This is a genomic window from Gottfriedia sp. NPDC056225 (genome assembly GCF_042267765.1).
Classification (GTDB): Bacteria; Bacillota; Bacilli; order Bacillales; family Bacillaceae_G; genus Gottfriedia.
Map to the genome: position 1 here is coordinate 13,195 of NZ_JBHJTJ010000043.1, position 18,968 is coordinate 32,162.

Genomic DNA, 18,968 nt, shown 5'->3' on the forward strand with positions numbered 1-18,968 from the left:
ACCTCCATATTTAGTTATAAGGATTAAAAACAATCTTCTTATTTCCATCATAAATTACCGCTGTCTTTGATGAAATAGTCTCATTACGGTACTTGAAATTTTCATCCGAAAAATTAACAATAACTTTGAGATTTTTTCCGAATGTTGTTGATTGAACTAAGCGATTATTAGAGAGGATTTTAAAATCTGTCATTTCTTTTTGAACAGCTTTTTCATGAAACGGCGACCATATTTTTAAATAGTTCGTTAACTTCTCTTTATTTTTAGTCCATTCCATCGAGTCAAGATGATAAAGAGGTGGAACATTATAAAGCAATTCGTAAAGCATGCGATTTTCTACTTCATCTGTTATTTTTAAACTACCAAATTCCCAATGGTGAGTTGTTATAACTGAATTGTTATAAACTAATTTGTACATCGGCAATGTATAAACTGGATTTAAATAAACATCCTTATAAATTTGTTTAATCGGTACTTGCTTACTATATCTATCTGGTATACTGTTTGTAGAAGACCAATACCCTCCAACATAATATTTACTTTGTTTATTCGTTCTCATATCTGGATCACTCCACTGAATAACAGGTGTTTCAATCCCATGGGCAAATGCAATCGTTTTACTTGCAAAGTCGTTTCCACCTTCAGATCCAACCACCATGTGCTTTTTCGTTGCAATATAATTCATTCGATTTAATCGTGCAGCTAAATCTTGTTTTTGTGTTGTTGGATGAGCAGTCGTGTAATCATCATAAATTTCACCTGTCGCATCACAGTCAATAAACCAAGTATTGAAGTCGATATCGTTTTGTAATATCCCGTCAACTCGTTGTTTAACACTTGGTAATGATAATGTTGGATTTAGCTTTCTACCTCTTCCTAAAAATCCTTTAATTTTTTCGCCCATTCTATTTGTAATCGTAGCATTTTCATATAGATTTTTATCTTGAAATGACGCAGTGTTCCAATCAATCGATGCATCCTTTTGAATTGAATGATAGGAATCATAAGGTCCAATTAAATAACCTAGTTCATTTGCTTGTTTTACCATTTTTGGATTCATTAAACCATTCGCCCAATTAGGAAGTCCAATCCAAGCTTTCTTAATACCTGCGTGATATAAATCATTTACTAAATCGATCGAATCTTTTTTTGCCCACTGATTAATCGGATCGATTGAATCCCCTAAAGAAATTTTTAAAAGATGCTTATTTAAAGAATAAAGTTCTTGTTCACTTAAGTTCTTAATACCCCTTTTAACTAATTTATTTGATTCATCATCTAACTTTGGAAAAATTGATTCTTTATATAATTGGGTTAATTTTAAGACACTATTTAAAGCATTAATGATATTGTTTTTTTGATAATTATCAAGATAAGATTGTTTTTTGGCATCATTTAATACATTACTATATTCATTAAATTCTTCTGGAGCATAATCCTTTATTAATGCCTTAGTCCAGTCGAAGAAAGGACCATTTAATTTCTTTTGAAGTAAATTCCATTTTATGTTTTCACTAGTAATTGCTTCACTATTCCATAAATAAATATGTGGTGCACCAAATAGCTTTTTAATATTTTGGTTCTCTTTACTTTTTTCGTTTAGAGTTTTAAATTCACCTTTTTCAACTATATAATCCTTGTAAACTTCTGCTATATAAACAATATTTTGATCTGTTACATAAATACGAAAACCATACGTTTTATCCGGATTAATCGAAGGGAATTCATGTTCAAATGCAAAATTAATTGAAGGTGCCGACTTAAACATTACTTTATTATTGAACATATTTTTAGCAATGTAAGTAATCGAATACTTGCTCTTATTTAGAGTGAAAAATCTCATTGAAAAACTTTCAGCGAATGAAAGCTCCTCATTAGATAAAAACTTTTTCCAATTCTCATCATTACTTGGAATCAACTTCCCTTCTCCAAAAGGCATAATATAGCTTTTAGCACTGACCTTTGGCCACTCAAAACTCTTTGCACCATTTGACTTAAGTGTTACATCTAAGTAATTCTCCTTCTTTTTAATCGCAACATCAATCTGTTGATCTGGATAACTCCATGAAACTGACTGCTTGGATTTAACTAGTTTTGTAACTTCCTCTTTCTTCATTGGACTTGACGCACTTTCCTTTACTCCATCCTTCTCTACGAAAAGTTCAAACGTTTCTGGATTAACATCAAAAGTAAAATCATTTGGCTTATACGTTGAAACAATTTTAGACTTTTTATTTTCTTTTTGACAACCTGAAAAAGTGCTCATTATTAAAATACTTGTACAAAATAAAATAACTATTTTTTTCATTTCATTCCCTCCTTAGTTGTAAGCATAATGGTGCTTTGTGACACGAATGTTACAACCACGGACAAAATTAAAAACCCTTACGTTATTGTAAGGGCTTTGGAAAATGAATGATAAATTGTATTTTCCCATCAATTAATCTAACTTCATGTTGAAACCTATGACGATTTAAGATCGACTGTACAATTGCTAATCCTAAACCTGTTCCAGAAAAATGTTTATTCCGAGAAGGCTCCATTACGTAAAATGGTTCCCAGATTTTTTCGACTTGAGTGGAATGATTTAGATTTGTCTCATTTTCTATTATGAATATAAATTCCTCATTATTTTCTTGATACTCAATATAAACTTCCGGACTTTTTGTGTATTTAATCGCATTACTAATTAGATTAGTAACGACTTTCTCAATCTGATCACGATCGGCTTCAATGAATAGCTTTCGTATTCCATTTTGGTTAATTTTTATTTCAATCCTATTTTGCATCAATTCTATTTCATAGCTTTCTAAGCACTGATTTATCAATAGGATTAAATCGATTCGTTCAAGTTGCAAAACTTCTCTTTCAATTCTTGATAACTCTAATAACTTATCAATTAATCGGTTGATTTGATCTGTTTGTTTAATAATTGTATCTACATACGTACCATCGTCAATTCCGTCTTTAATTCCTGCAGAATAAGCTTTTATTAAAGCTAACGGCGTTTTGAGTTCATGAGAAATATCTGATATGAACGTTTTCAAGTTTGCATTTCGTTGATTTAAATCTTCATGTGCAAGTCTCAACTTGTCACTCATTTCATTAATACTTCTTGCTAGTTCTTCGATTTCATCATTCGTCGAAATAGTAGCTTTTTTAAATTCCAACTGAGCAATTTCTTTGGAAATATCTTTTAATTCTTTTAAAGGATCAGTTATTTTTTTTGACCAAATCCAGACCATTAAAATCAGCAGTATTATTAATGAAATCATTATATAAATGGTAAATTTATTTACGATTTGAACAGCATCACTTAAATAAACAATTGAAACACCAACTACGATAAATAAATTATCTTTTTGAATAAAGTCGACTAGAAAACTCGATTTTAATTTACCTTGATCATAAATTTTACTAATTCTTTTACCACTTTTAACTTGATTTAAAGTTTCATCCGTGACCCAAAACTTATTTAGTGTTACTCTTTTTTGATTTAGTTTGTCTCTTACTAATCCATTAAATTGATCCAAATCAGATTGTATTGGTTCATAAACGATCGTAACATTATTTTTTTGTTCAAATTTGCTAATTGCTTGTTTAAATTTAGCCGTCGACACTTGATCTATTTCATTAGTCAAATTATGCAACCTAGTTTTCATTTGATATAAGTAATACTTTGGTAATAAGTAGGAATTGATAATTAGATAAAAAATAAAAACAAAGAGAATACAGATTGTAATCGTAATCGATATTTTTCTTCCTAATCGATTCATATTTCTTTTATTAGACTATATCCTAAACCTCGATGTGTTTGAATAAGATCTTCTCCTATTTTTTCTCTTAATCTCCTTATATGAGTGTCAACAGTTCGATCATCACCATCATAATCGATCCCCCATACATTCACTAATAAATCCTCGCGTGATAATATGTTGCCACGATTTCGAACTAAGCAGCTTAATAAATCTATTTCTTTCTTAGTTAAATTTAAATTTTCATCGTTTTTAAAAACGATTTTCCCTTTAAAATCTACCTTTAAATTGCCTATTACGATGTGATTTTCTTCTTTCAATAACTTTTTTGCTCTAGTAATTAAGATCCCAGGATGGAACGGTTTCCTTACATAATCATCAGCACCTATTTTTAATGCTTGTAATTCGTCCTCGTCTTCACTCTTTGCTGTCAGCATTAACACTTTTGTATCACTATTTCGTTTAATTTCTTTACATACAGTTAACCCACTACTAAGAGGCATCATCCAATCAAGAATAGCTAGATCAATTTTCTCTTTATAAAATAACTCAATAGCTTGTTCACCGTCTTCTGCTAGAAAAACATTATATCCTTCCTTCTTAAAATAGGCTTGCAAAATTTTTAACATATCTTTTTCATCATCAGCAATTAATATATTGATTTTAATTCCCCCATACTTTTATATTTTTTGTCACGTTCGTGTAACAAAAAGAGCCTAAACTTCTTTCGAGGAGTGAAAACATGAGAACTATTGAAATATTAGTCAGCGCACTATTCATTTTATTTGCGATTTATGTAGTATCTATAAATTAACAAAAGGTAGGTTAACTAACATGAAATATATCCTATTTAGAAAACTAATTAGAAGATTAATAGTTTTTATCCTAATATTATTAATTTTCCCAATCATGATATACAGTTATTCAAAAAGTATTGAACCTAAAATGTTAGATTTAAATCAAATTAGTATTACGTCTAAATCCGTTTCAAAATCAATGGAGGGACTGAAAATTGTCCAATTCAGTGATAGCCATTTAGGAGATCATTTTTCATTAAAGCAATTAAAAAATGTAGTGAATCAAATTAATAAACAAAAACCGGACATAATTGTGTTTACAGGTGATTTAATTGATAATAGTTCAATCTACAATAAGATCGATCAAATTCCATCCATCCTTCAACAATTAAAAGCTAAATATGGGAAATATGCAATATTTGGTAATCACGACGTTGGCGGGGCAGGAAAGAAAATATCTTCAGCAGTATTCGTTAATTCTGGCTTTACAGTTTTAGAAAATAACCATGTGAAGATCAAACTAAAGAATAGTGAAATGAATATTATCGGTTTAGATGACTATCTTTTAGGAAGACCAAATCCAACCGAAGCATTTAAAGATGTAGATAAAAATGCATTCAATCTATTACTCGTTCATGAACCTGATGTAGCAGACCGACTGAAAGAATATCCAATCGACTTACAGCTCTCTGGTCATAGCCACGGAGGTCAAGTAAAACTACCTTTTCATGAGGCAATCTATACCCCTCCGCTTGCAAACATTTATACTGAAGGACTATATGAATTAAAGGATCACGTAAAACCGATGTCATTATATGTAAATCGTGGTATTGGTACTACGAGAATTCCATTTAGATTTTTTAGTGTTCCCGAACTAACTGTTTTTACATTAACGAATAAATGATGATACCCGCAAGGTTAATTAGATCCTTGCGGGTTTTATTTATCGATTTATGTTATTTGTTAAATTTGAGCCGATTTTGCCAATAACTACTCAATTATTAGTAAGATTTAAGCCCATGTGTTCTTTCATTAAGCCAAGTTCACATAGATTTTGTCTTAACTTATATTCCAAGTTAAGACATTGGACTAAAATCCGTCCAAATTGTCACTGACAATAGTTCATGTGTAATGTCTTCACTAAACCAAGTTTCATTCCATTCATCTTGGCTTCTTTCAAACTTTGTCCTTTCTTCATATTCTTCAATACTTCTATATTTAATAAATAAATTAATGTAATAAAATTGTTCATCTTCTCTTTGCAAAAAATTCATTCCAATATTTGATGGCTCTGAATGAAATTTTAAAGATGCAGATTTTTTTAATCTTGATTTAAAATCCTCTAAGTATTTTTTTTCAAACTTATACTCAAATAAAACGGTTATCATTTCTTCAACCCATTTCTAAATATTGTTTTATAACTAAACAGTATTATAAGTATTAAAAATTTAATTTATACTTTTCAAGATCATAAATAAAGGAAGTTTTTTGAGCAGAAAATAAAGAAAAATGGAGTAGGCTTGGTGTATATGGAAGAAGTAAAATCACAGAACCCAGTTGATAATTTAACATCTCTAATTTGGAAATTATCGATTGGTTCAACATTAGCGTGGGAAATTTCAAAATTTTTCGGTTCCGAACATCCTTATTTAGGTCCAGTTTCTCTAATTCTTACTATTCAAACGACAATGGACAAAACAGTGAGTTTATCCTTTAAACGTGTTATTGGAACAATGATTGGAATTATAGTTACAGTATTAGTTGCTAGTCATTTAAAAGTTACTGGATTGAATTTAGGGCTATTAATTTTAATTGGTACGTATGTTGCTAAATTCTTAAAATTAGACAATAAAGTACTTCACCAGATTGCTCTAACAATACTATTTGTGTTTGCATTTGAACACAAATCTGATCATTATGCAATGGATCGAATGAGAGATACGCTTGTTGGTGTGCTAGTTGCTAGTTTAATACAGTTCATTTGGTCATCACTAACCTCGAGAAAAAAGACAGTGAAATAGTGCAAACCGAGTTCATAAGGAGGATTTGCTAGATAAATCTCTAAGCCAATCCTCTTTATTTATAAGGTTTATTCTCTCTATTCTTTTATGTTTTCGAAAAACACAATCCTATTACCGAATGGATCTCCTACGCATACCTCGCGAGTATTCCAAGGTGTTGTTTCGATACCCGGACGTGCATATTTGTATTTCTTCGATAAAAGTTTCGAGTGATATACGTCTAAGTTTCCTACCTCAATTCTAATCGCAGCCCCAGGACTGCAATCTCCATGATGCTCAGAAAGATGTATTATACAATTGTTAAATGATATTTGCATATACAAAGGAAAATCATCTTCAAATCGATGCTCCCAATCTACTCCAAACTCTAAAAATGATAAATAAAATTCTTTTGCTTTTTCTTCGTCAAAAATACGGAGGATTGGTGTAGGACTTTTCATTGTTATTTCTGAAGTACTCATTAATTACATCACCTTTTCTTAAATTATTTAGTTTATTGAATCAATGATATCTTGAATAATTTTCATACTTTCAACATCTTTTGGTCGAAGTTTACGTCCAGTGCCTTTTTCATAAACCTTTTTTTCTTCAAGTAACTGAAGTGGATTTAATACAGCAATCGAGATCCCTTCTAAATGATACTTTTGTACTGATAGAGAATCCTTGTGCCATTCCCAGTCTGGAAAACCATTCGCAATGACCTTACCTTCTTTTGAAATTTTTACAAATATAAAGCTTACATCTAGATCGTTCTTTTGAAAATCTGTCTGTAGTAGACTAACTGGTTTTTTCGCAAAACCAGCATTCACCATTGACTTCTCAATGTTTTCGCGATGTTGAATTAAACTTACTAAATCAATATCTGAGTGTTCACGAGTAACTTTTCCAAGTAGAAAATCAATTGCCCACCCTCCACGTAACCATATTTTATAGTTGTGAGATAGACAGATTCTATTAATTTCGTTTAGTAACTTTAATTGACTATTAACTAAACTAAAGTTCATATTCAACACACCTTTTTTAATCATATTTATAGGTTTCTACTTTCGAGCTTACTTACCTTCTAGCATTAACCTGTTTTTTCACAAAAAATAAGCTGTATTAGACTAGACAGCTTTTAACACAAAGAATTTGATAACACTTTATTATTAATCGCGCTAAAAAATATTTTTTTCTAGAAATCTGCCAAATTAGAGGTTTATAAAATGACAGTATTTTTTCGAAGAAGCCAAATATATACAAACAAAAAGCTTCTTCAAAAATGAAGAAGCCATTTTTTATTGCCCAATATTTTCGCTTATTCCACTTGGTTTATTAAATAAAGCTATAGAATCGACAATTGATTTACTAGCGGGATTTAAACCAATAATATTTGTTTTTATATCATTTTCGTGGAATTTAATCACAATTTTATCAATTGCTGATACACCAATCATCCTAAATATGAGCCTTTGATAAGTCAACAGCTACTGTTTTCATTTCATCTTTAAAATTAAATGCTGCTACAAAATCAGTAACTGAAGCAAAGAATAGTTGACCTTCTATTTTATAAACTCGCTTATTTGCTTCAAGGTGAGTAGTTACTTTTACTTTTGAGATTTTTGCTGCAAAGAAAACTGCACTTAATATAATACCTATAATAACACCAATTACTAAATTATGAGTTGATACTACTGCCCCAACTGTTACAGCCATAACAGCTGCATCTGTTTTTGGCAGTTTTGTAAATGTTTTTAAAGATGACCAATCAAATGTACTAATCGATACCATCACAAGAGCCATAGCTCCAGTAGCTGCCGAAATCATCCCCGGACGACCTCCAACAAATGAAATGACAACAGCAATACAAAATGACAGTCATATAAAGAAAAAATTGATACGAGTCTTAAAGCTGGCTACGCTTTTATTGATATCGTCAATCATTTACTTTCTTATCAAAGTGATCTAATCAGTGAAAATACAAAAAAAGGATTATATGAGGCAAAACAAAAAGGAGTAACTTCAGGTAGACCTAAAAAGCCAGGTGAAAATGTAAAGCGTGCAATCGTCATGTATCAAAGCAAAAAATATACGCTTGAAGAAATAAAACAAGAAACAGGAATCAGTAAATCTACGTTATATCGTTATTTGGAGAATTAAAAATGACCTTGATTAAGGTCATTTTTTTCAATTCGTGCCATCTTTTCCTATATTATTTATTAACTTTTTCACTTTCTCATTTGGACTCCAACAGTTAAATTTATAATTCGTTTTAGTCTCAAAGCCCAATCGACTGCAATAATATTTCATTCCTTCTATCTTTTTCTCCGCTTTGAAATGCTGACATGTAGCACAGCAATGGAAATCTTTCATATATCCTCCTAATTCTAAATCAGAACTTTAATTTATTAATTTCGGTAATAATAATAGCTGTTCCTTTTAAGAGAAGAATTCCCATGACAAATTAAATTGAGTAGCCACTGGCTACTCAAGAAGTGATACATTAAATTCCGTAGTATTATTCAATCTATTAAAGTTCTACTGTATTTTGATCAGTAGATTTGTATACGACAAAAGTGTTTGCCAATTTATCGTGAAGCCCTTTTTTCTTACGTGTAAAAGCAATCATTAGATAGCCGATTCCGAATGTAATTGTAGATAATTCTTGTGCTAAAATTCGGCCTACAGAATCGATTGTCGATAAGTTTTCACCATCTGATTTTTGAATGACTAAACCCATCATAAATTTCCCAACCGTCCCACGTAAGGAAGTAATCGGTAGTACAAGTCGATAAATAAAAAACGAGACATAGTATGGCCATAAACTACTAGTAAATGTTAACCCAAGAATATTTTCTATAACGAGCTTTGCAATCCAAATCACTATACTAATTATTGCCCAGTCAATTAAAAACGCCCATAATCGAATCCAAAACCCAGCATGCTTTTGTTCCATAACCCTAGTTCATTCCCCTAAATTTATTTTTATAATTCTTAATATATAATTTTAATTGTTTTTCCATCTTTTTTACTGAGCACAAATTATCATTTCTACGGGCTTATTCTTCAAATTTACAATTTTACTTAATAAATATTTTATCAAATTGTACTCTTTTCAACATTTTACGGTTATTTTCCATTTAATCACAGAAAATAGTAGGGTGTAGTAATTAATGTAAAGGAGATTTACCGATGAAGATTTGGATTACTTCTATTCTCATGGCTTTAGTAGTTTTTTCTACAACTTGTTCTTCTGTATTTGCTGAAAAAAATCATAAAGTTGCTATTGTAATTGATGATTTTGGTAATAACATGAAAGGAACTGAACAGATGCTTTCTCTGCCGATCCCATTAACAGTCGCAGTGATGCCTTTCTTACCTTCAACCCAAAAAGATGCAACCGCTGCACATAAAAAAGGCTATGAAGTTATTGTTCATTTACCAATGGAACCTAAAAAAGGTAAAGCAAGTTGGTTAGGTCCAAATGCTATTTTAACTAACTTAAGTGATCAAGAAATTCGTAAACGAGTAGAATTGGCAATTGATAACGTTCCATTTGCTATAGGGATAAATAACCATATGGGTTCAAAAGCAACTTCCGATGAAAGAGTAATGCGCATTGTTTTGGCGGTTTGTAAAGAGCGAGGATTGTTTTTTTTCGATAGTAAAACAAACTATCGCAGCGTCGTTTCAAAAATTGCAGATGAGATTGGTGTTCCAGTCATTGAAAACAAGTTATTTTTTGATGATATATACACAATGAGCCATATTGAAAAACAATCTCGATTACTATTAGAAAAAGTAAAAAGTGAAACAACTATGATTGCTATTGGGCATGTAGGAGAACCAGGTGAAATGACCTCAAATGCGATTAAAGAATACATACCTAAAATTAAACAAGAAGCAACTTTTGTATTTTTATCTGAACTTGTTGAAAATGTACCGATTCCACTACATTAAAATTAAGTACAATTTCATTTAGTTTGCTTCACTGAACATAGACTGTCCCTATTAAAAAACTTCTATTAATTTAAAAATGAGGATGCCCCAAATTTAAACTTTTGGAACATCCTCTTTTACGATCTTATAGATATGGAACTTAGTTAAAGTAATTTTCAATCTCATTTTTATTGTTCACAATCAAGATTTTTTTATTGTAATTTCTATATAATTTTTTGAAAAATTTCGGTTTGCCTACTTCCTCAAAATATCGATTCCATTTAAACATTTTGAAAAATATTTTTAGAGTCGGCTTGTAATTTGATTTTTCCAATCTTAGCTTTTGTAATAAAAACCTTCTAATTATTCGATAAGTTCTAACTGAATATTTAGTATCTAAAAAAATGATTAACTCTGCATTTTCAAAACTATTAGCAACCCATTCTTCATTATGAACGCCTTCTACGATCCATGTATCTGTATTAATAAGTTGTTCTAGATACATTTCTCTTTCTTTTTCAGATCGCATTATATCTTTATGCCCATTTTGCCTTTTCCACACAACATTATCTAACTCATAATATGGAATATTTAGTCTAGTAGCCATTTTTCTTGCTAATGTAGTCTTACCACTTCCAACAGAACCAATGATATGAATTTTCTTTGGTAAATTATTTTCCATTTAGATCACCACTTATCTTAAAAACATTGAATCTATACTATTCTACTTAGTAGTTAAAATGACCTTGTTAAATTTTTATATATAGTACAGCAATCGCCAACCTGCATTCTAAGAACCCACTTTTTATTTCCACTCATTACTGTGATTTCGAATGAACTTAATATCATTCAGATAATGCTCTAAGTGACCATCATCAATCATCTTTTGAAAAGCAACATCACCTTCATTTGCTTTTCTTTTAATTGTTTTACATAAACCTTCTATCCTTAACAATACCATCTTTAAATAATCTACTTCCTCTTTTTCACCGTAAGACTCAAAAAACTGGCTTACCCTCTGTTTTATGCGATCAGCATTATGTAACTGGCTATTATAAACTTCTTCACCATTTTCTGATAAATAAAATCTACTTAGTGGAACACAAGTATAAAGAGTATAAGCTATGTCCCATAGTCTCGGGCCTGATCCGGCTACATCAAAATCTATTATTCCAACTGGTTTTTCTCTATTAAAGATAATATTGTATCTAGCGAAGTCATTATGACATATTACTTCCAAGTTCTTAGGAGTATTGTCAATCGGCTCCCAATCATCTGAAATTGGAAAATCACTTACAGCATCATGATATAGACGGAGCATTTTAGCTATTTCTTTTAAGGATTCATCAGACCACATATATTCCTTTAAAGGGTCATTTCCAGCTTCCCCTTCAATAAACGATAAGACCTCTCTTCCTTTTTCATCAATACCTAAAAACTTTGGTGCATAAATGTAACCCTTCTTCTCTAAATGTCTTAATAACTGATGTATTTTTGTACTTTCAGGCTTTAATTCGCGTCGTACAGTGTTACCTGAGCGATAAACGTTAGAAACATTTCCACCTGTTAGCTTTTCTTCATTTTCATAGTTTGACATCAAAAATTCCTCCTAAGGTTCACATTAAGAAAAATATCCAATGTTCCCTCTAAATATGGATTGTGAAAAATGAACTCTTTAATAACAGAATAAATGAAAGAAAAATAAGTGCTTTAAAAATATTTTTAAAATTTACTCTTTTATATTATTATGTAACTAAATAATGCAACAATTAGTCTGATATGAATTAATTTGATACTTTAAATATAAACTTTTAATGATCCAATCAATAGCTAAAAATCCTAATTTATCTTAATATTTATCAATCGTTGCACCAAGTACAGAAGCGCGGATAAATTTTAAACTTTTAAATCTTTTTAATTCCTCCGCTGTACCTGTAACCACGGCACCATTAAAACGAATTTCTCCATTTGTTTCTTTCGTATTTTCTTTTATTCCTAAAAGTGCTTCTTTCACAGAAGTTTTATGACTCCCTTTTTTGCTTAATTCGTTCAATGTGCTCAGGAAATAATTCACGCCATATTTTGCTGAAAGCGGTACTCCCCCAGAAAGTGTTATTCCAAAAGCACCACCACCGCCTTTAGTTTTTACGTCGTCACTATCTAATACGTTTTCCATATAGTCCATCTGCTTTTTGTAAGATGTATCAACCCATATCCAATTGACGTTTTTGTAACCTAACTGCTTATTTAATTCCTCTATCGTCATAGGTTTATTAAAGGAAAGTGCTACTTCAATTAACTTATTTTTATCTAACTCTGTAGCAATATCTAATTCATGAGGTAAATATTCATAAGATAGACCTGGATAATAGAAATCTATTTTTCTTTCATTATTAAATTCGTTATAACGTACATACCGATGAGCTTCTTCATTAAGTGTACTAACTTCTACAGATCCACTTCCTTGATCAAGCGTTTTGACTCTTCCAAATAAAGGGATTCTTTCCATCTTTTTATCCCATAGAATTGTACGATCTCCTATTGTCTTGTATATCCTTGTGTCGGTCGTGACACTGAAAAGTTCGTAATTATTTACTCCACCACTTATTGATAAATTTGCTCCATGAATTGTACTATATACAGTATCCAGATTCGCCTCTAAACGGGAGTTTAATATGTTTGTACGCTTATTTAATATGTACTTACCTCCATATAGTAATGCAGCTAATAAGATCATAGTTGTGAGAAGTGTAATAAAGATATATTTAATCGTTTGTTTCCTTTTTGATTTTTTAACGACTTTCTGTAATGAGGAACTTGTAATAAAATCTATTTCTTCCTCTTTATTTATTCCATCCTTATCGTTCATAATTTGCCTCCTTATAAATTTTTTCAAGTTTTTTACGAGCTCTAAATAAATTTGTCTTAATCGAATTCACACTTTTGTCTAATAACGTTGAGATTTCTTCATATGAAAGTCCTGATTGATACTTAAGAAGTAACAGTTCTTTAAAATATGGTTTTAATCGAGAAAGTGCTATCGAGAGTCCTTCGTTTCTCTCCTTTTCAAGAAAAATATTTTCTGGATTCTCAACTTCATCTGCTTCAAGAAAGATCTCATTGAAATTCAACTGAAATCGCTTTTGCATTCGACATTGGTCATAATAATCGTTTAATGCTACTCTTATCAACCAACTACGAATTTTTGAAGTCTTAATAGAATCATAATAAAGTAGATATTTATAAGCAGTTTCCTGAACAAGATCCTCAGCATCCGATTTAGATACTCCTAATTTAATTAAGTACTTAAATACGAAATTAAGTTCTGAATTGAGCTCGCTATTTTTATTTATGTCATCCATCATCGTCCCCCTTTCTGCTTACTAGACGAACACGAAACCAAAAAGTATACAAAATAAATGAAAAAATTTTCAAAAATAAAAGAGAGCTTCTGAAAGCTCTCAAAAAATTGACGGATACTACTATTGAAAAATTCATTCAGTATATTTGAATTGAAAATCCTATTACATTTCAAAATGTTTATAAAACTATTATTTAGTCTTATAACCACACACATTTGGCGCTTTTATTTTAAATGTGAACTTACAACATATCCTTTTTTTGAACCTATTTGCACGTAACTGTATGCTCGGCCACTTCCATATCCCTTACTTAATACTTTTACAGATGTGTTCGAGTAAAGTGTTTTTATTTTTTTTCCAGAGCTACTTGCAGAAGTACGTAAATATGTTTTAATCTTTGTTTTCATTGATTTATTTACAGTTATCGCTTTTGGTGCAAAGTTTACTTTTATCCCTTTTGAGATGTTTCCGGCACTATCCATACTTTTAAACGTAAAACCATAGACTTTTCCAACAATTGTTGAACCCTTATAAATAAAGCTATTCTTGCCTTTTGGTATCGTAACTTTTGAGCCATTTGGAAGGGTCACAATCGTCGCCTTGTAATCATATTCATTTGCAGGTGTAAACGAAATTGTAATTACACCGTTTGCATCTTTAAATTTAATATTTTTTGCTTCAACTGGTGGTCGACTTGAATCTTCCCATAAAATCGTTTTACCTTTTGAGACATTCCCATTCCAATCTACTGTTTGAAACTTTACAGTTGTAATTCCTGTAAAACTTGTTGGTTTGTACGTAAGCGTCGTCGGTTTATCATAGTCATACTTAATTTTTTTACCATTTGGAAACGTAATAATCGTCTCGACAAAATCTTCATCACGAGGATTGTCCCAACTAAAAATCAAGTCATTTCCTTTACGCCATGACATTGCATTATTTATTTCTCCTGGTGATTTCTTATCATAGGTGGTTTTAAATGTTACTTCCGCACCCTCTTCTAAGCTTTGTTCATTACCTTTCTGATCATAGCTAAAAAAATAAAAAGTATAAGAAGTATTTTCTTTTAAATCATAAAAGTGTATTTCTTTATCTCCCACTTCAACATCTGTAACCCATTCTCCATCTTTATCGTAGATTGATACACCTTTGTAGTCCCAATTAAATGGATCATCCCAAGTTATATGAGCTTCTTTATTTATCGTTTCCATCTGAATATTTCTGATTTTATCAGGTGCGTATTGATCACTCTTAGTATGTACGTCGATCAAGACTGCTTCACCATATTCCCTATTTGGTCCTAATCCGTAAACTGAATACTTATAATCCGTATTTTCGAAAGCTATTTTATCTGTAAACGAAGTAGCCCCAGCATTCACTCCAAATTGACTGATTTCTGTAGCTGATTCCCGAATTATCACATAACCGTTAAAAGCATCCGATGCAGCATTCCAAGTTAATGTAATATTTTGGCCAGTTTGAGACACTTGCAAATTACTAATCATACCTGGTTTAACATTCCCAGCTGCTTTAGCACTCTTTGCTGGAATAATTAATGCGAATAATATACAAATACATAAAATTCGTATTATTTTTTTCAAAGTAATCACTCCGCTCTATATTAAGTCGATTAATAATTTAATAGTTTTCACTACTGATTTTTAAAGTTCAGCCATGAAATTATCTTTTCTATATTAATATTCTAACATCTATTTAACTATTTTTTAATTAAAATCTAATATTCGTATTTCGAAATTATATCTATTACAATTTATTGTTAAAGAAAATCACAAAAAAAAGAGCTTCGGAAGCTCTTCTACTATTACAACCATATAGAATAAAAGTACCTAATGTATTTCAATAATACTTTACTAAAAAATCCTATGTAATAATTACAATACTAATAAATATTGCAATAAAATATGTGTAACTTTATTTCCGCCAAAAAGTAGTTAATCCTGCTTTTTCTTGAATATTGAATTCAATCATTTTCTCAAGTAACTCATAATTGACTGCATCTTTCCAAGGTATCCGAAACAAGCCTTTAGTAGCACTGTAACCAGCTTTTGCAATATCATTGGCAAAATGTAAAATGCCCGCTTCTTCTGGTGAAACACTCATATGTTGCTTGGACGTAGATAAACCGATAATAAATGTGCCGTGATCAGAAAACATAGGTGTATTCCACTTGATTTGCGATTCTAGATTTGGGAACTTACCTGCAATCCACTCCAAAACTTCAGTTGTTCGTTCTCGGTGATCTGGGTTATCAATACCTGCTAAATACTTTGCAAAAACTTCCATAGGTTCCCTCCTAAATAATATGTAGTTATTAATAGAATTTTTGATTTTTTAGCATTATTATGTAGTTCAAAACTCCTTAGAACGTCATGGTATCACTCATTGAATTGAAAGCGACTATACCTAAAATTAAGATTAAAATAAAAACTATTTGAATACATATTCCAACAATACTGCAAACTCTACCTGAGACAGCTAAACCTTTTCCCTTTTCGTTTGAATATTTAATTTCAGTTATACTTTTTTTAGAAATAAAAAGACCAATAATTCCAAGTATAAAGCCAATGATCGGAATTATTATCGATAAAACGCCTAATGTTAGTGAAGAAATAGATTTACTATTTGTTGTTCCCATGTCAAACTCCCCCTATTATTATCCCAAAACAAGAAACAAAATATTATTTTCTTCTAATTTTACCTTAAGATTTAAATTTTGTAATTTGGGGTAAATTCGTCAAATTTAGCGTTTTTTTACAAAACCTCGCCCATTCAATTGAATATTTTAAAATTAAAACGGCAGCATAGCATACATTTATTCCTAAAATCTAAATTTATACAAGCTCCAAAGGCAAATACGCATATTCTTCGTCTTTACTAATCTCACATTTTCTGACCTGAATGGGGTGTTTAAAAATAGGCCCGTCTATTACCGTCGTGTGAAATTCTCCACTTTCACCGCATGGGTCAATACCACGAGCTTCAAGTTCCCTTATAAATTCATGTGTTACTGTACGCCCTAAATCTTCTTCTCTCATTCCTAACTTTAAATTAACGGTTACAACAATCGTAACAAAGCCTAAATTTATAAACTCTTCGACAGCTTCACGATGATTCATTCCCCATAATGGCATCCCAAGCTTTAAGCCAACTTTCTTTGTGATTATGTCGTGCCAACAATCTTGAGTTGGCATATCCAAGTCCCCTGTAACTAATACTTCTGCCCCAAGATTTTTAGCATTTTCTAGTAGTTGAATAAATACTTTTTCGTAATCACTCCAGCTTGCTACTCCGTTATAAATCGGTAAACCAATTGACTTAGCTTGTTCATGTACAAGTTCAGGAGGCATTCCATGAGACCTAGAACGTTTTCCTTCTTCTTCAAGCATGACGATTAAACCGACTGCATCTCCAACTTTCATAGCTTTAAATAAAGCGAGAACACTATCCTTTCCACCACTAAACGATGTTATAAATTTGTGCCCAATAGCATTAGTTTTCCAATTTATTTTTTCAACCATATAATACTTTCCCTTCTTACTTACCTAATAAACCCTTTATGTAGCTTTTATGTATTGAACTTCAATAATCTATTATCATTCAGGTGGAATTTTATATGTTACATTTCCATCGCCATCTAAAAACTCCATCCGTGGAATATCGTTTTCATCCACTACCATTCTGATCCGAGGTTTCCCTTTTGAATCTGATAGCTGAACGGTTACTTCACCTTTTGAATTTTTCCCCATAAATGCACGCGATGTATTACCTTTCCAAATAGTCTCTAACTCTTTCTCTAGTTCCTCATCAGTTAGGTCAGAGTTTTGAATATCGCGTGTTCTTTCAATTAATTCTGGTAATGGCATATTTGGTCGATCATAAACGGAAAATCCATAATGTCTTTGTCCGTTCTCATCAATATAATGCATTTGTACGACTTGATCTTGTTTATACTGATCAAAAGTTAATGAAGCATAAGATTCATAGTTTCCTTCATCATCCTTTTTACTGCCAAATATAAGACCGCCGCACTCATCACCTTCCCCATTATAAAACATCAATCCTGCAATTGGATCCTCTTGTCTATGCCCAGGGAGAATGTCTTTCCCGTCCATAATTGCTGGCGGGATATGATCATTGTTAAAAAGACGTATTCTTACCGTGCCATTTTTATCGACAATCTTTATATTTTCAACATTTATATTCTTATATTCTTCCATTTAATTCTCCCCCTTTACTCTACTATATAGGAGTTTCTAGCTCATACTTAAAATTCCTTTTTTTTACAAAAATCAACATATCTAATAATTAAACGATTAAACCCGTCTATCCAACTCAATGATCTTATCTTTTTTAAAATCTTCCCATTCTTCTCTTAATAACCCCATACGAATAGAATCATAATAATGTCCGTCATAGTAACGACATTTTCTCAATCTCGCTTCCATAGTCATACCCAATTTTTCACCAACTTTGATCATTCGACAATTTCCTGACCAAGTAGTATAACCTACACGCACCAATGGTAAAGTATTGAATAATTGGTCTATCCAAAGTTTTAATGCTCTAGTACCATACCCACCGCTCCAGTATTGAGGGTCATATATCCCAATTCCCATTTCGAGCCAATTAGAAGGTTTATGTTCCCAGTAATAACTAACAATTCCTATTATTTTTCCTTCCACCTCTATAATCCACATCGAATCTTGATTTACAATCCGATCCTTTGTAGTTAAATATTCTTCAAAAGTCATAGATTTATGCTCATAATATGGTGCATCCCACTTTTTCCATTCCGGAGCGTTTTCTTTGAAAGTTAAAGTCCAAAGTGTATATAAGTCTTCTTCATTTATTGGTCTTATTCGTAATTCTTGATCGATATGCAAATTTATAATCTCCCTTTTAATAGAATTTATATTATTTAAATTCCGTAAATTAAGATTGATTCCTTTATCTAATACAGTTCATCTTTTATTTCAAATTAAGTAATAATCCCTCGACTAATTTACTTTAAAATCGCATTTAATTCAAAATAACAAAGCCTAATAATTAATAAATTTAATATGATAACTTTAGATATTTTTCATTGTATCTACT

General features: G+C 31.1%; 23 protein-coding genes. 4 read left to right on the forward strand and 19 right to left on the reverse strand.

Features of this window, described 5'->3' with window-relative positions; all coding sequences use genetic code 11:
- Positions 1-10: 10 nt before the first annotated feature.
- From ACFCYN_RS20355 to ACFCYN_RS20365, 3 genes are all read right to left on the reverse strand, one after another.
- The gene (locus ACFCYN_RS20355) at positions 11-2,308 is read right to left on the reverse strand and encodes a glycoside hydrolase (protein ID WP_375951358.1); all 2,298 of its coding nucleotides are present in this window, start codon (positions 2,306-2,308) and stop codon (positions 11-13) included.
- Positions 2,309-2,390: 82 nt separating this feature from the next.
- Complete coding sequence (locus ACFCYN_RS20360) at positions 2,391-3,641, reverse strand: sensor histidine kinase (protein ID WP_375951360.1); 1,251 nt, start codon at positions 3,639-3,641, stop codon at positions 2,391-2,393.
- A gap of 131 nt (positions 3,642-3,772) precedes the next feature.
- On the reverse strand, positions 3,773-4,417 hold the full coding sequence (locus ACFCYN_RS20365; RefSeq protein WP_172447628.1) for a response regulator transcription factor: 645 nt from the start codon (positions 4,415-4,417) through the stop codon (positions 3,773-3,775).
- 172 nt (positions 4,418-4,589) lie between these two features.
- On the opposite strand from ACFCYN_RS20365, the gene ACFCYN_RS20370 reads away from it, so the two are divergent.
- Positions 4,590-5,456: a metallophosphoesterase gene (locus ACFCYN_RS20370; protein ID WP_375951361.1), complete on the forward strand. Its 867-nt coding sequence runs from the start codon at positions 4,590-4,592 to the stop codon at positions 5,454-5,456.
- Positions 5,457-5,628: 172 nt separating this feature from the next.
- On the opposite strand, the gene ACFCYN_RS20375 is transcribed toward ACFCYN_RS20370, so the two are convergent.
- A complete protein-coding gene (locus ACFCYN_RS20375; protein ID WP_172444960.1) occupies positions 5,629-5,940 on the reverse strand; it encodes a hypothetical protein in 312 nt (103 codons plus the stop codon).
- Positions 5,941-6,081: 141 nt separating this feature from the next.
- On the opposite strand from ACFCYN_RS20375, the gene ACFCYN_RS20380 reads away from it, so the two are divergent.
- Positions 6,082-6,573 carry an FUSC family protein gene (locus ACFCYN_RS20380; RefSeq protein ID WP_375951363.1) on the forward strand — a complete coding sequence of 164 codons (492 nt, stop codon included), beginning with the start codon at positions 6,082-6,084 and terminating at the stop codon, positions 6,571-6,573.
- Between the two features lie 77 nt (positions 6,574-6,650).
- Here the strand turns inward: ACFCYN_RS20380 and ACFCYN_RS20385 are convergent, their stop codons facing one another.
- From ACFCYN_RS20385 to ACFCYN_RS20400, 4 genes are all read right to left on the reverse strand, one after another.
- The gene (locus tag ACFCYN_RS20385) at positions 6,651-7,034 is read right to left on the reverse strand and encodes a glyoxalase superfamily protein (protein ID WP_172444962.1); all 384 of its coding nucleotides are present in this window, start codon (positions 7,032-7,034) and stop codon (positions 6,651-6,653) included.
- A gap of 27 nt (positions 7,035-7,061) precedes the next feature.
- The gene (locus ACFCYN_RS20390) at positions 7,062-7,577 is read right to left on the reverse strand and encodes a nucleotidyltransferase domain-containing protein (RefSeq protein ID WP_375951365.1); all 516 of its coding nucleotides are present in this window, start codon (positions 7,575-7,577) and stop codon (positions 7,062-7,064) included.
- A 273-nt stretch (positions 7,578-7,850) separates the two neighbouring features.
- Complete coding sequence (locus tag ACFCYN_RS20395) at positions 7,851-8,009, reverse strand: hypothetical protein (RefSeq protein WP_375951367.1); 159 nt, start codon at positions 8,007-8,009, stop codon at positions 7,851-7,853.
- 1 nt (position 8,010) lies between these two features.
- Positions 8,011-8,379 (reverse strand): SulP family inorganic anion transporter, encoded by a 369-nt coding sequence (locus tag ACFCYN_RS20400; protein ID WP_172444965.1) that lies wholly within the window; start codon positions 8,377-8,379, stop codon positions 8,011-8,013.
- Positions 8,380-8,520: 141 nt separating this feature from the next.
- Between ACFCYN_RS20400 and ACFCYN_RS20405 the strand changes: the two genes are divergently transcribed.
- Positions 8,521-8,712: a helix-turn-helix domain-containing protein gene (locus ACFCYN_RS20405; RefSeq protein ID WP_375951385.1), complete on the forward strand. Its 192-nt coding sequence runs from the start codon at positions 8,521-8,523 to the stop codon at positions 8,710-8,712.
- 370 nt (positions 8,713-9,082) lie between these two features.
- Here ACFCYN_RS20405 and ACFCYN_RS20410 read toward each other — a convergent pair whose 3' ends face one another.
- On the reverse strand, positions 9,083-9,508 hold the full coding sequence (locus tag ACFCYN_RS20410) for an RDD family protein (RefSeq protein ID WP_172444966.1): 426 nt from the start codon (positions 9,506-9,508) through the stop codon (positions 9,083-9,085).
- Between the two features lie 263 nt (positions 9,509-9,771).
- Here ACFCYN_RS20410 and ACFCYN_RS20415 point away from each other — a divergent pair, with 263 nt between their 5' ends.
- Positions 9,772-10,512, forward strand: a complete 741-nt coding sequence (locus ACFCYN_RS20415) for a divergent polysaccharide deacetylase family protein (protein WP_375951387.1) — start codon at positions 9,772-9,774, stop codon at positions 10,510-10,512.
- Positions 10,513-10,651: 139 nt separating this feature from the next.
- On the opposite strand, the gene ACFCYN_RS20420 is transcribed toward ACFCYN_RS20415, so the two are convergent.
- The 10 genes from ACFCYN_RS20420 to ACFCYN_RS20465 all read right to left on the reverse strand — a co-directional run bounded on the left by ACFCYN_RS20420 (position 10,652) and on the right by ACFCYN_RS20465 (position 18,757).
- Positions 10,652-11,173, reverse strand: coding sequence for a shikimate kinase (locus ACFCYN_RS20420; protein ID WP_375951369.1), 522 nt, complete (start codon positions 11,171-11,173; stop codon positions 10,652-10,654).
- 123 nt (positions 11,174-11,296) lie between these two features.
- The gene (locus tag ACFCYN_RS20425; protein ID WP_375951371.1) at positions 11,297-12,088 is read right to left on the reverse strand and encodes a phosphotransferase; all 792 of its coding nucleotides are present in this window, start codon (positions 12,086-12,088) and stop codon (positions 11,297-11,299) included.
- Positions 12,089-12,340: 252 nt separating this feature from the next.
- The gene (locus ACFCYN_RS20430) at positions 12,341-13,360 is read right to left on the reverse strand and encodes an anti sigma factor C-terminal domain-containing protein (protein WP_375951373.1); all 1,020 of its coding nucleotides are present in this window, start codon (positions 13,358-13,360) and stop codon (positions 12,341-12,343) included.
- On the reverse strand, positions 13,350-13,853 hold the full coding sequence (locus ACFCYN_RS20435) for a sigma-70 family RNA polymerase sigma factor (protein ID WP_375951375.1): 504 nt from the start codon (positions 13,851-13,853) through the stop codon (positions 13,350-13,352). The genes ACFCYN_RS20430 and ACFCYN_RS20435 overlap by 11 nt, the downstream gene beginning before the upstream one ends.
- 224 nt (positions 13,854-14,077) lie before the next feature.
- Positions 14,078-15,454: an SH3 domain-containing protein gene (locus ACFCYN_RS20440; RefSeq protein WP_375951377.1), complete on the reverse strand. Its 1,377-nt coding sequence runs from the start codon at positions 15,452-15,454 to the stop codon at positions 14,078-14,080.
- A 331-nt stretch (positions 15,455-15,785) separates the two neighbouring features.
- Positions 15,786-16,157 (reverse strand): iron chaperone, encoded by a 372-nt coding sequence (locus tag ACFCYN_RS20445; RefSeq protein ID WP_375951378.1) that lies wholly within the window; start codon positions 16,155-16,157, stop codon positions 15,786-15,788.
- Positions 16,158-16,233: 76 nt separating this feature from the next.
- On the reverse strand, positions 16,234-16,509 hold the full coding sequence (locus ACFCYN_RS20450) for a DUF4190 domain-containing protein (RefSeq protein ID WP_098119703.1): 276 nt from the start codon (positions 16,507-16,509) through the stop codon (positions 16,234-16,236).
- A gap of 196 nt (positions 16,510-16,705) precedes the next feature.
- The gene (locus ACFCYN_RS20455) at positions 16,706-17,392 is read right to left on the reverse strand and encodes a Dph6-related ATP pyrophosphatase (RefSeq protein WP_375951380.1); all 687 of its coding nucleotides are present in this window, start codon (positions 17,390-17,392) and stop codon (positions 16,706-16,708) included.
- A gap of 75 nt (positions 17,393-17,467) precedes the next feature.
- Entirely contained in the window at positions 17,468-18,091 is a 624-nt protein-coding gene (locus tag ACFCYN_RS20460) for a hypothetical protein (RefSeq protein ID WP_375951382.1), read from the reverse strand.
- A 96-nt stretch (positions 18,092-18,187) separates the two neighbouring features.
- Positions 18,188-18,757: a GNAT family N-acetyltransferase gene (locus ACFCYN_RS20465; RefSeq protein WP_172444976.1), complete on the reverse strand. Its 570-nt coding sequence runs from the start codon at positions 18,755-18,757 to the stop codon at positions 18,188-18,190.
- Between the last annotated feature and the right edge of the window lie 211 nt (positions 18,758-18,968).